15 protein-coding genes are annotated in these 15441 nt (G+C 60.9%); 6 read left to right on the forward strand and 9 right to left on the reverse strand.

The window, feature by feature from the left end:
* Positions 1-57: 57 nt before the first annotated feature.
* The 4 genes from K663_RS06850 to K663_RS06865 all read right to left on the reverse strand — a co-directional run bounded on the left by K663_RS06850 (position 58) and on the right by K663_RS06865 (position 5334).
* Complete coding sequence (locus K663_RS06850; protein WP_062120507.1) at positions 58-738, reverse strand: DUF6975 family protein; 681 nt, start codon at positions 736-738, stop codon at positions 58-60.
* Positions 739-879: 141 nt separating this feature from the next.
* Entirely contained in the window at positions 880-2928 is a 2049-nt protein-coding gene (rpoD, locus tag K663_RS06855) for an RNA polymerase sigma factor RpoD (protein WP_062115771.1), read from the reverse strand.
* Positions 2929-2967: 39 nt separating this feature from the next.
* Entirely contained in the window at positions 2968-4869 is a 1902-nt protein-coding gene (dnaG, locus tag K663_RS06860) for a DNA primase (RefSeq protein ID WP_062115774.1), read from the reverse strand.
* Positions 4870-4881: 12 nt separating this feature from the next.
* Positions 4882-5334 carry a GatB/YqeY domain-containing protein gene (locus K663_RS06865; RefSeq protein ID WP_062115777.1) on the reverse strand — a complete coding sequence of 151 codons (453 nt, stop codon included), beginning with the start codon at positions 5332-5334 and terminating at the stop codon, positions 4882-4884.
* A 154-nt stretch (positions 5335-5488) separates the two neighbouring features.
* Here K663_RS06865 and carA point away from each other — a divergent pair, with 154 nt between their 5' ends.
* The 5 genes from carA to K663_RS06890 all read left to right on the forward strand — a co-directional run bounded on the left by carA (position 5489) and on the right by K663_RS06890 (position 11640).
* Positions 5489-6652, forward strand: coding sequence for a glutamine-hydrolyzing carbamoyl-phosphate synthase small subunit (gene carA, locus K663_RS06870; RefSeq protein WP_062115780.1), 1164 nt, complete (start codon positions 5489-5491; stop codon positions 6650-6652).
* Positions 6649-7017 carry a ribonuclease E inhibitor RraB gene (locus K663_RS06875; RefSeq protein WP_062115783.1) on the forward strand — a complete coding sequence of 123 codons (369 nt, stop codon included), beginning with the start codon at positions 6649-6651 and terminating at the stop codon, positions 7015-7017. The genes carA and K663_RS06875 overlap by 4 nt, the downstream gene beginning before the upstream one ends.
* 58 nt (positions 7018-7075) lie before the next feature.
* Complete coding sequence (carB, locus tag K663_RS06880) at positions 7076-10411, forward strand: carbamoyl-phosphate synthase large subunit (protein WP_062115785.1); 3336 nt, start codon at positions 7076-7078, stop codon at positions 10409-10411.
* 83 nt (positions 10412-10494) lie between these two features.
* A complete protein-coding gene (greA, locus tag K663_RS06885) occupies positions 10495-10971 on the forward strand; it encodes a transcription elongation factor GreA (protein ID WP_062115788.1) in 477 nt (158 codons plus the stop codon).
* Positions 10972-10998: 27 nt separating this feature from the next.
* Complete coding sequence (locus K663_RS06890; protein WP_062115791.1) at positions 10999-11640, forward strand: rhomboid family intramembrane serine protease; 642 nt, start codon at positions 10999-11001, stop codon at positions 11638-11640.
* 3 nt (positions 11641-11643) lie between these two features.
* Here the strand turns inward: K663_RS06890 and K663_RS06895 are convergent, their stop codons facing one another.
* From K663_RS06895 to K663_RS06915, 5 genes are all read right to left on the reverse strand, one after another.
* Positions 11644-11865, reverse strand: a complete 222-nt coding sequence (locus K663_RS06895; protein WP_062115794.1) for a DUF4170 domain-containing protein — start codon at positions 11863-11865, stop codon at positions 11644-11646.
* Between the two features lie 103 nt (positions 11866-11968).
* Positions 11969-12556, reverse strand: a complete 588-nt coding sequence (locus tag K663_RS06900; protein ID WP_062115796.1) for a DUF883 family protein — start codon at positions 12554-12556, stop codon at positions 11969-11971.
* Positions 12549-12872, reverse strand: a complete 324-nt coding sequence (locus tag K663_RS06905) for a hypothetical protein (protein ID WP_062115799.1) — start codon at positions 12870-12872, stop codon at positions 12549-12551. The genes K663_RS06900 and K663_RS06905 overlap by 8 nt, the downstream gene beginning before the upstream one ends.
* Positions 12869-13243, reverse strand: coding sequence for a phage holin family protein (locus tag K663_RS06910; RefSeq protein WP_062115802.1), 375 nt, complete (start codon positions 13241-13243; stop codon positions 12869-12871). Before K663_RS06910 ends, K663_RS06905 begins: the two co-directional genes overlap by 4 nt.
* A gap of 49 nt (positions 13244-13292) precedes the next feature.
* Positions 13293-13904 (reverse strand): hypothetical protein, encoded by a 612-nt coding sequence (locus K663_RS06915; RefSeq protein WP_062115805.1) that lies wholly within the window; start codon positions 13902-13904, stop codon positions 13293-13295.
* Positions 13905-14113: 209 nt separating this feature from the next.
* On the opposite strand from K663_RS06915, the gene eno reads away from it, so the two are divergent.
* Positions 14114-15388 (forward strand): phosphopyruvate hydratase, encoded by a 1275-nt coding sequence (gene eno / locus K663_RS06920; RefSeq protein WP_062115808.1) that lies wholly within the window; start codon positions 14114-14116, stop codon positions 15386-15388.
* Positions 15389-15441 lie beyond the last annotated feature (53 nt).

Here is a 15441-nt window from a genome sequence, read left to right on the forward strand (position 1 = left end):
TTTCCTGTCCTGCATTCCGACTAGGGAAAGCGGACCAGCGTCGCAATGCGTTTGTGCCTAGGATTTCTGCCGCCGTATTTCGGCGCGCGCCTGTAGCAGGTCCCAAAGGCCGCGCTGCTGACTGAGCAACTGGCGTACGCCGAACTGGATCGCCCGATCGGTCGCGTCGTCGCCACCAGTCGCCGCCGCGAGGCTGAAGGTCGTGTTGCGGTCTGGCAGATGGCAGATATCGGGCTCCAGGCCGAGTCGAATCGCCGCCATGTCGAGTATTTGGCGCACGGCCTGCCAATCCAGCAGGAGGGCGACCGCAGCGCCCATCGCGCACCCCCGTCTGTCGGATTGGGCCAACATGTCGAGTGCATGCCGTTGCTGGCTGACGATCGCCTCGCAATCACTCTGCCCAGTGGTGCTGGGGGCCGGCCCCGCAGCTACTGTCACCCGCGCCAGATAGGCCCTTTCACGGGCAAAGCCATCCGCCGCCTGAATCAGCCAGGCTCTGGCCGTGCTGTCGGTTGATCGTGTCGCGGCATGATCGATCACGCCAGGGTGACGGCCATGAAGCAGGCAAAGATAATGTGCGGCATCGGCAAGGTCCTGGGGGGTCAGCGCGGCATCGCGCCCCATCCCGGCCCGTGCGCTGCTGGCATGAGCATGAGCCGCCGTGCCATCCGCAGCGACGAGTGCCTCAATCACCTGAGATATGTCGCCTGGATTCGGGCGTGCTGCTGCTTCGTTCATCGTCACCCCCTGCGCGGTCACCGAGCGCCATTGCGACCGTTTCCGGCACCATAGGGATGCGAGGTAAAAGAGGGGTTTATGCGGCGAAAAAAAAGGGCGACCCGCGAGCCGCCCTTTGTTCAATTCTCCATGCGCGGAGCGTTATTGGTCGAGGAAGCTGCGCATCTTCCGGCTGCGGCTGGGGTGCTTCAGCTTCCGCAGCGCCTTTGCTTCGATCTGACGAATACGTTCGCGTGTCACGCTGAACTGCTGACCGACTTCCTCCAGGGTATGATCGGTGTTCATGCCGATGCCGAAGCGCATGCGCAGGACGCGTTCCTCGCGCGGCGTCAACGACGCCAAGACGCGCGTCACGGTCTCCTTGAGGTTCGCCTGAATCGCGGCATCCACGGGGATGATCGCATTCTTGTCCTCGATGAAATCGCCCAGGTGCGAATCCTCCTCATCGCCGATCGGCGTTTCGAGGGAGATCGGCTCCTTGGCGATCTTCATCACCTTGCGCACCTTCTCCAGCGGCATGGAAAGGCGCTCCGCCATTTCCTCCGGCGTCGGTTCGCGGCCCTGTTCATGCAGGAACTGCCGGCTGGTGCGGACAAGCTTGTTGATCGTCTCGATCATGTGGACCGGAATACGGATCGTCCGTGCCTGGTCCGCGATCGAGCGGGTGATCGCCTGACGGATCCACCAGGTCGCATAGGTCGAGAATTTGTAGCCGCGCCGATATTCGAACTTATCGACAGCCTTCATGAGGCCGATATTCCCTTCTTGAATGAGATCAAGGAATTGCAGGCCGCGGTTGGTATATTTTTTAGCGATGGAGATGACGAGACGCAGGTTTGCCTCCACCATTTCCTTTTTCGCGATACGTGCTTCGCGCTCGCCCTTCTGCACCATGTTGACGATGCGGCGGAATTCGCCGAGCGACATACCCGTTGCTTGCGCGATTTCGCTCACTTCAGCGCGGATGCGATCGACAGCGCGTCCTTCCGCCGCAGCGAAGGCCGCCCATTTCTTGTCGATCCCCGACACACGATCCATCCAGCCGTCATCCAGCTCGTGGTTCACATAGCGATCGAGGAAGTCCTTGCGGCTCACCTTGTGCCGTTCGGCCAGGCGCAGCATCTGCCCGCCGAGCGCAGTCAGGCGCCGATTATAGGCATAAAGCTGATCAACCAGATATTCGATCTTCTGCTGATGGAACTGGACGCTTTCCACCTCTGCCGTCAGCTGCTCGCGCAGTTCCTGATAGTCGTCCTCCGCCTTCTGGCTCAGGCTCTCGCCATTGGCCATGGCGGTCATCCGCGACTCCTGGGCACGGGAGAAGGTGCGGAAAATCTCAGTGATGGTCGCGAATTTCTCCAGCGCCATCGGCTTGAGAGTTTCTTCCATCTGGGCGAGCGAGAGGGTGTTGTCTTCCTCCTCTTCCTCTTCCACGCGACGGGCGCGACGCTCGGTCAGGCCGTCTTCCTCCTCGTCGGAGTCAGCCGACTCCTCCTCGGGCTCCTCCTCTTCCTTGAAGCTGGGGCCTGCGGTCTTCTCGCTGATCTCGCCGTCGTCGTCCTCGGCGCCTTCCTCCAGATTCTCGGGGGCAGGATCTTTGGACAGCATGGCGTCGAGATCCAGGATCTCGCGCAGCTGCATTTCGCCATTGTTGAGTGCGGTCGACCATTCGATGATGGCGTTGAAGGTCGTCGGGCTTTCACAGAGGCCCAGGATCATCGTGTCGCGACCCGCTTCGATCCGCTTGGCGATTGCGATTTCGCCTTCGCGGCTGAGCAGTTCGACGGCGCCCATCTCGCGCAGATACATGCGCACCGGGTCGTCGGTGCGATCTACGGTTTCCTTCTTCTTTTCCGTGACAAGTTTAGGCGCGCCGTCATCGTCACCCGAATCGTCCTCGGCGTCTTCGGCATCCTCGCGCTCGCGCTGTTCGTCGCCGTCTTCGCTGGCTTCTTCATTCTCGACGATGTTCACGCCCATTTCGTTGAGCGCGGCCATGATGTCCTCGATCTGCTCGGAGGACATCTGATCCTGCGGCAGGGCATCGTTCAGCTCGTCATAAGTGATGTACCCGCGCTTCTTGGCGCGCGCGATCAGTTTCTTGACTGACGCCTCGTTCAGATCAAGAAGCGGCGCATCGCCGGTATCCACATCCTCGCCCGCACCCTTGCCTGTCGCCTTGCTCGCCATTTATTCGCCTTAATTCGATCATCCCGAACGGGACGATAATCAAATAATATCTTCGGACTGCGCCAGTTCCGCCAAGCGCTGGTCATGATCCATCTTCATCCGATGGATCCGCTGCTGCTCGGCAAAGGTCTCCTCGGTGAGGTCTTCCCTCGCTCGCCTGGTGGCTTCCGCCAGCGCCGTCTCCAACTCCGGTCCTTGCGCCATCACCCGAATAGCCTCCTCCAGATCGCGCCGCACGCGACCCGAATCGGTCGTCATCCTGTTGGGGGTGAATGTGAACGTGTCGGCCCGGAGCATCCCCTTCGCCATATTATACACTTCACCTTGGCCCAATATGGTAAGGAGGCCATCGGTTTCAACTGTTTCTTGCGTGAAAGACGCTGCGACCATCGCGCGGAGCAACTCGCCAAGCGCCGAATCGGCAATTTGGAGACCAGACAGCATCTCGCGGTGCAGTGCGATCTGCTCGGGATGGCGCAGTAGGCTGGCGAGGACCGCGCGCAACAGTCGCTGCTCCATCCCGCTTGCGCCAATTGCTCGCGCTTCGTTGCCGGCGGGGGGCAGGGGTGGCTTCCAGTGGCCTCGCCGGTCACGCTGCCAGCCGGGGCGCGCGCCGCCGCGCTGATGTCGCGGCTCAGCGCTTGCCGCCCGGCGGGCAAAGAACTGCGCGTCGTAACGCTGGCGGAAAATCTGCACATAATGCGCTCGCACATCGGGATGCGAGATGGCGTCAGTTATCGCGGAAAGCCGTTGTTTCAGGCCCGCGCGCTGTTCGGGCGTATCAATTGGCGCTGCATTCTGCTCATGCGTCCAAAGCCGATCCACAAGCGGTTCGGCAGAACCCAGGACCTTCTCCATCGCTGCCGGTCCTGACGATCTGATCAGATCGTCAGGGTCCTGGCCTGCAGGCAGGGTGGCAAAGGCCAGGCTCATGCCGGGTCGCAGTAGCGGGAGCGCTCGGATCGCAGCGCGAATCGCTGCCTTTTGCCCAGCCGCATCGCCGTCGAAGCAGAGGATCGGGACGTCCGTCATCTTCCACAGCCGCTCGATCTGGTGCTCGGTCAGCGCCGTGCCCAGGGGTGCGACCGCTTCGCCAAAACCTGCCTGGGCCAGCGCAATGACGTCCATATAGCCTTCAACCACGATCACCCGTCCGCTTTGGCGGCTGGCGGGCGATGCGCGATCGATATTGTAGAGCGTCCGCCCCTTGTCGAAGAGGGGAGTGTCGGGTGAATTCAGATATTTGGGTTCGCCAGCCCCGAGAATGCGTCCGCCAAAGGCGATCACCCGTCCGCGAATGTCGCGGATCGGCAGCATCAGGCGTCCCCGGAAGCGGTCGTAGCTTTCACGCTTTCGCGCCTGGGTTGCATTGTCGTCGGCCGAGTCCGGATCGATCAGCAACCCTGCCTCTATCAGCATCGGGTCGCCGAAATCCTTCAGCGCGGTTTTCAGTTTCGTCCGGGATTCGGCGGAATATCCAAAACCAAAGGCACGCCGCGTCGCATCGCTGATGCCCCGACGGGCAAGATAGTCACGGGCTTCGCTGCCCTCTATCCCGCCCAGCTGTTCCTCGAACAATGCCTGCGCCGCCGCCATGACGTCATGCAGCCCCTTGGCCTTTTCAGCCCGCTGCGCCGTGAACGGGTCCGGCGCGGGAACGTCCATTCCTGCCGCCGCCGCGAGTTCCTTCACCGCTTCCATGAAGGGCAGGCCGCGCTGATCCGTCATCCAGCGGATCGCATCCCCATGCGCCCCGCAGCCAAAGCAATGATAGAAGCCCTTTTCGTCGTTGATGGTGAAGCTGGGCGTCTTCTCATTATGGAAGGGGCAGCACGCCTTATATTCGCGTCCAGCCTTCTGCACCTTCACCGTCCGCCCGATCAGCGTAGACAGCGAAGTCCGCATGCGCAGTTCGTCAAGGAAGGCGGGGGAGAGGCTCATAGCCTCTTCATGTCAGCTAAGCGCCGCCTTCACCAGCCCGCTCGCCTTGCTCATATCGATCACCGACCCGTGCCGTTCCTTCAGCACCGCCATGACCTTGCCCATATCCTTGACGCTCGCGGCACCAACCTCAGCCTTGATGCCCTCGATCGCAGTACGCGTCTCATCTTCGCTCAGCTGCTGCGGCAGGAAGCTCTCGATCACGCCCAGTTCCGCCTGTTCCTTGGCGGCCAGTTCGTCGCGACCGCCGCTCTTGAACATATCGATCGATTCGCGGCGCTGCTTTGCCATCTTTTGCAACACCTCGACGACGATCACATCATCGTCCGGCACGGTCGCGGCCGTCCGCAATTCGATGTCCCGGTCCTTCAATTTCGCCATGATCAAGCGCACGGCGGCCAGGCGTTCCTTGTCCCCAGCCTTCATGGCTTCGACCTGGGCGCTCTTAACCTGCTCGCGAATCATGGCGATACGAATCCTGTTCTGCTGGAAAAGACCAGATATAATGCGAAAAGAGATTTTTTACAGTGGTTGACCGCGGGGCTTCACGAGCATAGGTGACCGGCCGTTTAACCCGCTGCAGACGGGTTCCCGCAAAAGCATGAAGGACGCTACTACCATGGCTGATGCCAAGACCCTCACCGTGCCCAAAGGAGCGACAGGGGTATTGGTCTTCGCCGATGGCAGCGCGGTATTCGGGCGCGGCTTTGGCGCGGTCGGCGATGCGGTGGGCGAGCTTTGCTTTAACACCGCCATGACCGGCTATCAGGAAGTGATGACCGACCCCAGCTATGCGGGCCAGATCGTCACCTTTACCTTCCCTCACATCGGCAATGTCGGCACGAACCTGGATGACGTCGAAGCGGACAATCCCTTCGCGCTTGGCTGCGTTGTCCGGCAGGATGTGACTGAACCCAGCAATTTCCGCAACGTCGAACCCTTCGACCAGTGGATGAAGGACAATGGCCGCATCGGTCTGGCCGGTGTCGACACCCGCGCGCTGACCCGCATGATCCGGGTGAAGGGAGCGCCCAATGTGGTCATTGCCCACGACCCGGAAGGCAATTTCGACCTTGCTGCGTTGGCGCAGAAGGCCGCCGCCTGGCCGGGCCTGGAAGGCATGGACCTCGCCATCGAAGTGACGGGCAAGGAAAGCCGCCTGTGGAAGGACGGCGTGTGGAAGCTGGGTTTCGGCTATGGCCTGAATGAAGCCGGTGACGAACGGCCCCATGTCGTCGCCATCGATTATGGCGCGAAGAACAATATCTTCCGCAATCTGGTGAGGGCTGGCGCGCGCGTCACCGTCCTGCCCGCAACTGCGACCTACGAGCAGGTGATGGAGCAGGAGCCCAACGGGGTGTTCCTTTCCAACGGCCCTGGCGATCCAGCCGCGACCGGCGCATATGCCGTGCCCGTGATCCGCAAGCTGCTTGACGCCGACAAGCCGATCTTTGGCATCTGCCTTGGCCATCAGATGCTGGCGATCGCCGCTGGCGCCCGGACGGTGAAGATGCATCAGGGCCATCGCGGCGCCAACCATCCGGTCAAGCGGCTGTCGGACGGACTGGTCGAGATTACCTCGATGAACCACGGCTTTGCGGTGGACAGCGACACGTTGCCTGCCAATGTGAAGCCGACCCATGTGTCGCTCTTCGACGGCAGCAATTGCGGCATCGAATTGACGGACAAGAAAGCCTTTTCCGTCCAGTATCATCCCGAGGCATCGCCCGGCCCACAGGACAGCTTTTACCTGTTCCAGCGCTTCGTCGAGGGGCTGAAGTGAGCCTCAACCTGCCCCCGGTTGACGAAGCCCGTCTCGCGGCAGAGTGGGAGGCGGACAAGGAAGTCCTCGCCAATCTCGCTGCCAACGGCGACGTGGCGCGTTTGTCGCGCCCGGTCGACGTCAGCTTCAAGGGCAGCTCGAAGGATTTCGAGCGCGTGTTGACAATCGCCAGCCAGTTCGGCTTCGTCGAACTGGACCGCGAGGAGGATGAGGATGGCGACCTTTTCCTGTTCCTCGAATGCGAGCAGCCGGTTGATGAACAATCGATCCGCGCCCTGACCAAGAAGTGCCTCCAGATCGAAATCCTCTGCGGCGTCGAATATGACGGTTGGGGTTGCGAGGCCCGGACAGGGGCAGTGCATTGATCATTCTATCGCGAGCAGCCTTCGCCGGCGCCGATCACCATAAACCAGAGGCCGCATAATGCCCAAACGCACCGACATCTCCTCCATCCTCATCATCGGCGCGGGGCCGATCATCATCGGCCAGGCGTGCGAGTTCGACTATTCGGGCACGCAGGCGGTGAAGGCGCTCAAGGAAGAGGGCTATCGCATTATTCTGGTGAATTCCAACCCGGCCACCATCATGACCGATCCGGAATTTGCCGACGCGACCTATGTCGAGCCGATCACGCCCGAAATCGTGGCGAAGATCATCGAGAAGGAACGTCCCGACGCGGTGCTGCCGACCATGGGCGGCCAGACGGCGCTCAACACGGCGCTGGCCCTGTTCAACGACGGCACGCTGGAGAAATATGGCGTCAAGATGATCGGCGCGGACGCCGAAGCCATCGACAAGGCCGAGGATCGGTTGAAATTCCGCGATGCGATGGACAAGATCGGTCTGGAATCTGCCCGATCGCGCATTGCCCACACGATGGAAGAGGCGCTGGAAGGGCTGGAATTCACCGGCCTTCCTTCGATCATTCGCCCCAGCTTCACGCTTGGCGGTACTGGCGGCGGCGTCGCCTATAACAGGGAAGAGTTCAAGCGGATCGTCGCCGAAGGGCTTGATGCGTCGCCGACCACGGAAGTCCTGATCGAGGAATCGCTGCTTGGCTGGAAAGAATATGAGATGGAGGTGGTGCGGGATCGCAACGACAACGCCATCATCATCTGTTCCATCGAGAATGTCGATCCGATGGGCGTGCATACCGGCGATTCGATCACCGTTGCGCCCGCGCTGACCCTGACCGACAAGGAATATCAGATCATGCGCAACGCGAGCATCGCGGTGCTGCGTGAAATTGGTGTGGAAACAGGTGGTTCGAACGTACAGTTCGCGGTCAATCCGAAGGACGGGCGCCTGGTCGTTATCGAAATGAACCCGCGCGTGTCCCGTTCCTCGGCCCTGGCGTCGAAGGCGACCGGATTCCCCATCGCGAAGGTCGCGGCGAAACTTGCCGTCGGCTATACGCTGGACGAGATCGAAAACGACATCACCGGCGCGACGCCCGCCAGTTTTGAGCCGACGATCGACTATGTCGTGACCAAGATTCCGCGCTTTGCGTTCGAGAAGTTCAAGGGATCGGAACCACTGCTCGGCACCGCGATGAAGTCGGTCGGCGAGGTCATGGCGATCGGCCGCAACATCCATGAATCGATGCAGAAGGCGCTGCGTGGGCTGGAAACCGGGCTGTGCGGCTTCAACGAGGTCGAGCATCTGGTCGGCGCGCCCAAGGATGACATCATCGCCGCGCTTGCCCAGCCTACTCCCGATCGCCTGCTGGTCGCGGCTCAGGCTCTTCGAGAGGGGCTGACGGTCGCTGAAGTGCATGCGGTTGCGAAATATGATCCCTGGTTCCTGGAGCGCATCAAGGAGATCATCGACGCTGAAGCCGAAATCCTGAGCAATGGATTGCCGCAGGATGCGGAAGGGATGCGGCGGCTCAAGGCCATGGGTTTTGCGGACAAGCGTCTTGCTTACCTGGCGCTCAAGTCGGCGCATCTGCGCGGCATGGAGCGCGGCATCGCGCGCGGGTCAGGCCTGATCCACGAAGCGGTCAAGGCGATGACCGGTGGCGTCACCGAGGATGAGGTTCGCGCGCTGCGCCATAAGTTGGGCGTGCGTCCGGTCTTCAAGCGTATCGATACCTGCGCCGCAGAGTTCGAGGCGAAGACGCCTTACATGTATTCGACCTATGAAGCCCCCATCTTCGGGGAACCGGAGAATGAGGCGCAGCCGAGCGATCGCAAAAAGGTCGTGATCCTGGGCGGTGGTCCCAATCGGATCGGGCAGGGTATCGAGTTCGACTATTGCTGCGTCCATGCCTGCTTTGCGCTTTCCGAAGCCGGGTATGAGACGATCATGGTCAACTGCAATCCGGAAACCGTGTCGACCGACTATGACACGTCCGACCGGCTTTATTTCGAGCCGCTGACGGCCGAGGACGTTCTGGAAATCCTGAGCGTCGAGATGTCGAACGGTACGCTGGCTGGCGTGATTGTCCAGTTTGGCGGGCAGACGCCGCTCAAGCTGGCACAGGCGCTGGAAGATGCGGGCATTCCGATCCTGGGCACTTCGCCCGATGCCATCGATCTGGCGGAGGACCGTGAGCGTTTCGCCGCGCTGATTGATAAGCTGAAGCTCAGGCAGCCTGCCAATGGCATCGCCCGCAGCCGCGAGGAGGCGATCGCGGTCGCCAATCGCATCGGCTACCCGGTGCTGATGCGCCCTTCCTACGTCCTTGGTGGTCGCGCCATGGAGATTGTCGATGGGCAGGCGCAGTTGGAGGAATATATCGCCACCGCCGTTCAGGTGTCGGGCGACTCGCCGGTATTGATTGATCAATATCTTCGGGACGCGGTGGAGGTAGACGTTGATGCGCTGTGCGACGGCGAGGATGTCGTAGTAGCCGGTGTGCTCCAGCATATCGAGGAAGCCGGCGTTCACTCCGGTGACAGCGCCTGTTCGTTGCCGCCCTACAGCCTGTCGGATGAGGTTATCACCGAAATCGAGCGGCAGACTGACGTTCTGGCCCGCGCGCTTAGCGTTCGCGGCCTGATGAATATCCAGTTCGCGATCAAGGACGGGCTGGTGTATCTGATCGAGGTCAATCCGCGCGCCAGCCGCACCGTTCCCTTCGTCGCCAAGGCGATCGGCACGCCCATCGCCAAGATCGCCAGCCGCGTCATGGCGGGCGAGAAGCTGAAGGACCTGCCGAAGATCGACCGGAACGCGATCAATCATGTGGCGGTCAAGGAAGCCGTATTCCCCTTTGCCCGCTTCGCCGGGGTGGATCCTGTGCTTTCGCCCGAAATGAAGAGCACGGGCGAAGTCATGGGAATCGATAGCGATTTTGCGACCGCCTTTGCCAAGGCACAACTTGGCGCGGGGACCATCCTGCCCAGCAGCGGAACGGCCTTCATTTCGGTGAAGGACGGCGACAAGCCGGTAGTTCTGCCTGCGGTGCGCAAGCTCGATGCGATGGGTTTCTCCATCATCGCGACCGGCGGCACTGCGCGTTATCTCGAGGAAAACGGCATAAAGGTCGAGACGGTGAACAAGGTGGCGCAAGGTCGCCCCCACATTGTCGATCGGATCACGGACGGCGCGGTGGACCTGATCGTCAACACGACGGAAGGCTGGCAATCGCTGAAGGATAGCAAGGCGATCCGTACCAGCGCGCTGCGGGCCAAGGTGGCGAGTTTCACCACGGCGGCAGCCAGCGTTGCGGCAGCGGACGCGATCGAGGCTCTGCGTGGCCACGCCCTTGAAGTGCGGTCGTTGCAGTCCTATTATCCAAGGCCGCAAGCCTGACCCCCTACATCAGGAAGCATGTTGCGGACGGCCTCAATAGCGGGGCCGCCAAAGGGAAGTTTTGACAAAGGATCTGCGATAAAATGGCGACCGTCGAAAAGATGCCGATGCTGCAGATGGGCTATGACAAGCTCAACGAGCAGCTCCGCGAGCTGAAGGCAGAGCGGCCTTTGATCGTGGACGCCATCGAAGAAGCGCGTGCCCATGGCGACCTGTCTGAAAATGCAGAATATCATGCGGCGAAGGAACGACAGGGCCAGGTTGAAGCGACGATCGCGGACCTGGAAGACAAATTGTCGCGTGCGCAGATCATCGATCCCAAGACCCTGTCGGGGGACAAGGTTGTTTTCGGGGCAACGGTCATGTTGCTCGACGAAGATGAAAAACCCGTCAAATATCAGATCGTTGGTCAGGCGGAAGCCGATGCAAAGCTGGGAATGATCAGCTACAATAGCCCGTTGGGCCGCGCCCTTATCGGCCGTCAGGTCGGCGAAGAGGTGGAGGTGTCGGTGCCTTCCGGCGACAAATTCTACCTCATCAACAAGATCGATTTTATCTAGCCTACGGTGAAGCTTCCCTCCGGCCGGATGACGAACGCAATCGCGGCGATCACTTTCGCCGCGTTTCTGCTGTTGTCATTTACCGGGCAGGTGGACCATGCCGCCATTCTCGGAGGGTTCATACCGGCGCGCGTGGAGGATCCCGGGCTGTTCGCGGGGGTTCTGGCCGTGCCGGTTTGGCTGACACCGCTCAGTTGCACGCTCATCCATGCGGGCTGGCTGCACATCGGCTTCAATCTTCTGATGCTTGTCTTTTGCGGGCGCCAGGTTGAACAGGTGTTGCAGAAAGGCGCGGTGTTGCTCCTCTATATAGCAGGCGCCTACGGCGCGGCTTTGCTGCAGTGGGCGATCGGCCCTGCATCTCCCAATCCAATGGTTGGGGCCAGCGGCGCGATCTCGGCGATTCTGGCAACCTACGCGCTGTTATATGGGCAGCGTGCGGTTAGGCGGATCGGTCCTTTCTCCGCCAATTTTCTGCGCGTGATATGGTTGGCGGCGGGATGGATCATTCTTCAGCTTATGATCGGCCTTGCTTCGGCCCGCGGGGGTTTGGGCGATCTTGGACAAATCGCAATTGCCGCGCATATTGGCGGTTTTCTAATTGGGCTCGTTCTGGCCCGTCCCTTGCTTCGCTGGCGCTTCCGCAAGGGGCCGAAGCCTGTTGTTTGACCCTTATGTCTTTGGCAGTTCAGGCTCAAGCAAACGGTGCAGATGGACGATGACATAGCGCATTTCCGCATCGTCCACGGTTCGCTGTGCAGCGCCGCGCCATGCATTTTCTGCTGACGCATAGTCGGGAAACACACCGACAAGCTCGATTGAGTTCAGATCTTCAAATTCCAGCGTCTGGGGATTTTTGACGCGCCCCCCCATCACCAGGTGGAGTTTGCTCATGATATCGTTCTTCTCCCATGGAAGGAGAGGCCACTCTAGCAGTGGGCACACTCCTGTCCAATGGTTCCGGGATGGCGGAAGGCTGCGTTTTTCGCCGAGATGGTTACCGTTTCGGCAATCGCGCTTTCAGTGCGTCGCTGACCGAATCAATCTTGCTGGCTACGAGTGAAACAAGGTCATCGGCTACCCGGGACGCCGTTCCTGTGATGTCCACGGAAGCTGCTGCGTCACGGGCCGACGCAGCGGTCTTGGTGGCGCCTTCCTGCGCATGGTGTAAGGCGTTTCCAGCACTTGACCGGACATTTTCGGCGCCCTGAGCGGCCGCCGCTTGCGCTGCCATGGCAGCTTCCACGACGCGGCTGCCGGCAGCCGCCGCGATGCCCGGCAGAGCTTTCATTGCCCTACGGCTCTTGGGGAACAGCCAGGCCACCACGGCACCGGCGGCCACTGCGCCTGCTACCGCTACGATAGGATGTTCCTGCACAATCTCATTCGCTCGCGCAGCGACGCGCTGCGTTCGGTCACGGACGTCGCTGTAGGCGTCACCAGCGCGATCGCGGCTCGTCTGGATCAGGTCCGCAGCGCTGTCGCGTGCCTTGCCAGTGGTGTCCCGGAACTTGTCAGAGGCGGTCTCGGCAATATCGTTCGCGGCATCGCGCACGCGAGTAATCTGGGCATGAATGTCAGCCATCGTCTGTCTCCGCTTTGTCGGGGTTACGGTTGGTAATCCGAACGTATGTGCGTTTGAAAAGTGCCGAAAGCGGACGGCGAAACAGATATATCATCAATGCAGCAGCCGCCGCGCCGACCGCGGCAGGCTGCTCGTGCGTCTTTTTCGTCACATAGGCGCGACCATTGGAAAAGCCGTCAACCGCCTTGTCTTTTATGTCCTGCTTCAGCCTGGCGGGGGCGACGCGGGCCTTTGCAGCATAAGCGCTGGACAGAAATTGGGCCTTTTTCTCTTCCGCCCGCACTTCGGCTTGGCGATATCGCTCTACCGCCTTCATGACTTAATGGCTTTCCGCATCTGAGAGATTCGTCCCTTGGCCAGCAGGAATAATATGATCGCAGCGAGAAGGGAGGAACCGAATACCGCGACCGCAGACCAGCCCGGGCCCAGACGCGGAGTGAGCACCAGCACCAGTCCCACCAAAAAAGCGATCAGGCCAGCGAAGGCCAGCATGAACCCGGCGGTGGCGAAGATCGCAGCATCGCGAACGCCTGCTCCTGCAATACCGGCCCGCAGCTTTTGGCGTTCAATCTCCGCATCGGCATAGGCGCGACCATCAGCATAGAGTCTGTTGAACGCTTCGCGAACATTGTCCTGCTGCTGCTCGGCTCCCTGTGGCTCCGCTGTCAGGCTTGGTTCGTCCGTCAAGAAAACCTCCGCCCCGCTATGGATGTATATTCGTGGTTGGCGGAAACGATCATGCCTTGTCGTCTGATCCCTTGGCCAACCGCATCAGTACGAAGCCGACCACCGCTGCCGCGCCGATCGCCACGGCGGGACTCTTGCGAACGAAATCGCGCGCTTCGGTCATCAGTTGATCGACATCCTTGCTGTCCAGAGTGTCGGCGGCCCCGGCCACTGCTTCTGCTGCCTGCCGCGCATAATCGCCATATTGCGGACCCAGCTTGGCATCTACGGTGCCCGCAGTGTCGGTAATCAGCTTGGCCAGGCTCTGCATCGCCGTTCCGGTCTTGTCCTTGGCAACGACGGCAGCCGACTTGGCGGTCTGCGTCGCCTGATCCTTCAGCGGATCGATATGGGTTTTCCAGTCCACGCTATTGAGCTTGTCGGCCGCGCTTCTTGCTGCCTTTTCCGCCTGCGCCTTCAGCGGCGCGATCTGCGCAGTCCAGCCATGCGAAGGCGCCCCGTTGCCGGGTTTGGGTGTGGAAACGCTCCGCGTTGGCGCGGTTTTGACCGGCTTAGCTGGCGTGGCGACAGCAGAGGTCGTGACAGGCTTGGCTTTCGCCGGCTTGGTGGTAGTAGCCTTTTTGGTGCGCTTGACGGGCGGGGTTTCCGGAGTGTCAGCCATCGTCCTATGTCTCCTCAATATAGTGGGGTCGCGATGGGGGCGAATGGGTATGCGTCCTCAATGCTCGCGGCGGGCCACAGTTCCGTTGCCGTTACTAATTTGACCATCGGCATTTTTCGAGCGCATGCAAGCCCCGCATTGCCAATCCCGGAGGTGCTGGCTAAGCGGAGCCCGAATTGAGGCGCATTGCAGCATTCCAGGGAGCGACCATGACCGCCATTCTTGATATCCACGCCCGTCAGATTCTCGACAGCCGTGGGAACCCCACCGTCGAAGTCGATGTCATGCTGGAAGATGGCAGCTTTGGGCGCGCAGCGGTCCCATCGGGCGCATCGACCGGTGCCTATGAGGCGGTCGAAAAGCGCGACGGCGACAAAAGCAAGTATCTCGGCAAGGGCGTCCTGGCCGCGGTCGCCGCAGTCAATGACGAGATTGCCGAGCAGTTGATCGGCCTGGATGCGGAGGATCAGGCAGAAGTCGATGCTGCGATGATCTCGCTCGACGGCACCGAGAACAAGAGCCGGCTGGGTGCGAACGCAATCCTGGGCGTCAGCCTCGCTACCGCCAAGGCGGCGGCGGACGCGCGGGGGCTGCCGCTGTACCGCTATGTTGGCGGCGTGTCGGCTCATGTGTTGCCGGTGCCGATGATGAACATCATCAACGGCGGCGAGCATGCCGACAATCCGATCGATTTCCAGGAATTCATGATCATGCCGGTCGGCGCGGAAAGCCTGGCCGATGCGGTGCGGGTGGGCGCGGAAATCTTCCACACGCTCAAGAAGGGCCTGCACGAAAAGGGCCTTGCCACATCAGTGGGCGACGAAGGCGGCTTCGCTCCCAACATCGCATCGACGCGCGATGCGCTCGATTTCATCATGCTGTCTGTCGAGAAGGCTGGCTATAAGCCCGGTGACGATGTCGTGCTGGCGCTGGACTGTGCGGCCACCGAATTTTTCAGAAACGGCAAATATGAGATTTCCGGCGAAGGTCTGTCGCTGAACCCTGTGGAAATGGCCGACTATCTGGCTGCGCTGTGCGCCGACTATCCGATCAAGTCGATCGAAGATGGCATGAGCGAGGATGATTTCGAAGGCTGGAAGGCGCTGACGGACAAGATCGGCGGCAAGGTGCAGTTGGTGGGCGATGACCTTTTCGTCACCAACCCCAAGCGGCTTGAAATGGGCATCGGCAAGGGCTTGGCCAACTCCCTGCTGGTCAAGGTCAATCAGATCGGTACGCTTACGGAGACGTTGGCTGCGGTCGATATGGCCCATCGCGCGCGTTACACAGCGGTCATGTCGCACCGGTCGGGCGAAACCGAGGATGCGACTATCGCCGATCTCGCCGTCGCCACCAATTGCGGCCAGATCAAGACCGGATCGCTCGCACGTTCGGATCGGCTTGCAAAGTACAACCAGCTGATCCGCATCGAAGAAGAACTGGGCGATGTCGCGGTTTACGCCGGCCGCTCTATCTTCCGATAACGGTCAATTTCAGCGTCCGGCCGCAAGTTAGCCAGATTTCTCTTGCGGCCGGC

The sequence above is a fragment of the Sphingobium sp. MI1205 genome (assembly GCF_001563285.1).
Lineage (GTDB): Bacteria > Pseudomonadota > Alphaproteobacteria > Sphingomonadales > Sphingomonadaceae > Sphingobium.

Excerpts from the sequence above, each read along its gene's own strand:
- dnaG (WP_062115774.1), bottom strand. The coding sequence starts at position 4,869 with ATGAGCCTCTCCCCCGCCTTCCTTGACGAACTGCGCATGCGGACTTCG.
- K663_RS06900 (WP_062115796.1), bottom strand. The coding sequence starts at position 12,556 with ATGGCTGACATTCATGCCCAGATTACTCGCGTGCGCGATGCCGCGAAC.
- carB (WP_062115785.1), top strand. The coding sequence starts at position 7,076 with ATGCCCAAACGCACCGACATCTCCTCCATCCTCATCATCGGCGCGGGG.
- K663_RS06850 (WP_062120507.1), bottom strand. The coding sequence starts at position 738 with ATGAACGAAGCAGCAGCACGCCCGAATCCAGGCGACATATCTCAGGTG.
- eno (WP_062115808.1), top strand. The coding sequence starts at position 14,114 with ATGACCGCCATTCTTGATATCCACGCCCGTCAGATTCTCGACAGCCGT.
- K663_RS06915 (WP_062115805.1), bottom strand. The coding sequence starts at position 13,904 with ATGGCTGACACTCCGGAAACCCCGCCCGTCAAGCGCACCAAAAAGGCT.
- K663_RS06905 (WP_062115799.1), bottom strand. The coding sequence starts at position 12,872 with ATGAAGGCGGTAGAGCGATATCGCCAAGCCGAAGTGCGGGCGGAAGAG.
- K663_RS06865 (WP_062115777.1), bottom strand. The coding sequence starts at position 5,334 with ATGATTCGCGAGCAGGTTAAGAGCGCCCAGGTCGAAGCCATGAAGGCT.
- K663_RS06890 (WP_062115791.1), top strand. The coding sequence starts at position 10,999 with ATGACGAACGCAATCGCGGCGATCACTTTCGCCGCGTTTCTGCTGTTG.
- K663_RS06895 (WP_062115794.1), bottom strand. The coding sequence starts at position 11,865 with ATGAGCAAACTCCACCTGGTGATGGGGGGGCGCGTCAAAAATCCCCAG.
- greA (WP_062115788.1), top strand. The coding sequence starts at position 10,495 with ATGGCGACCGTCGAAAAGATGCCGATGCTGCAGATGGGCTATGACAAG.
- carA (WP_062115780.1), top strand. The coding sequence starts at position 5,489 with ATGGCTGATGCCAAGACCCTCACCGTGCCCAAAGGAGCGACAGGGGTA.
- rpoD (WP_062115771.1), bottom strand. The coding sequence starts at position 2,928 with ATGGCGAGCAAGGCGACAGGCAAGGGTGCGGGCGAGGATGTGGATACC.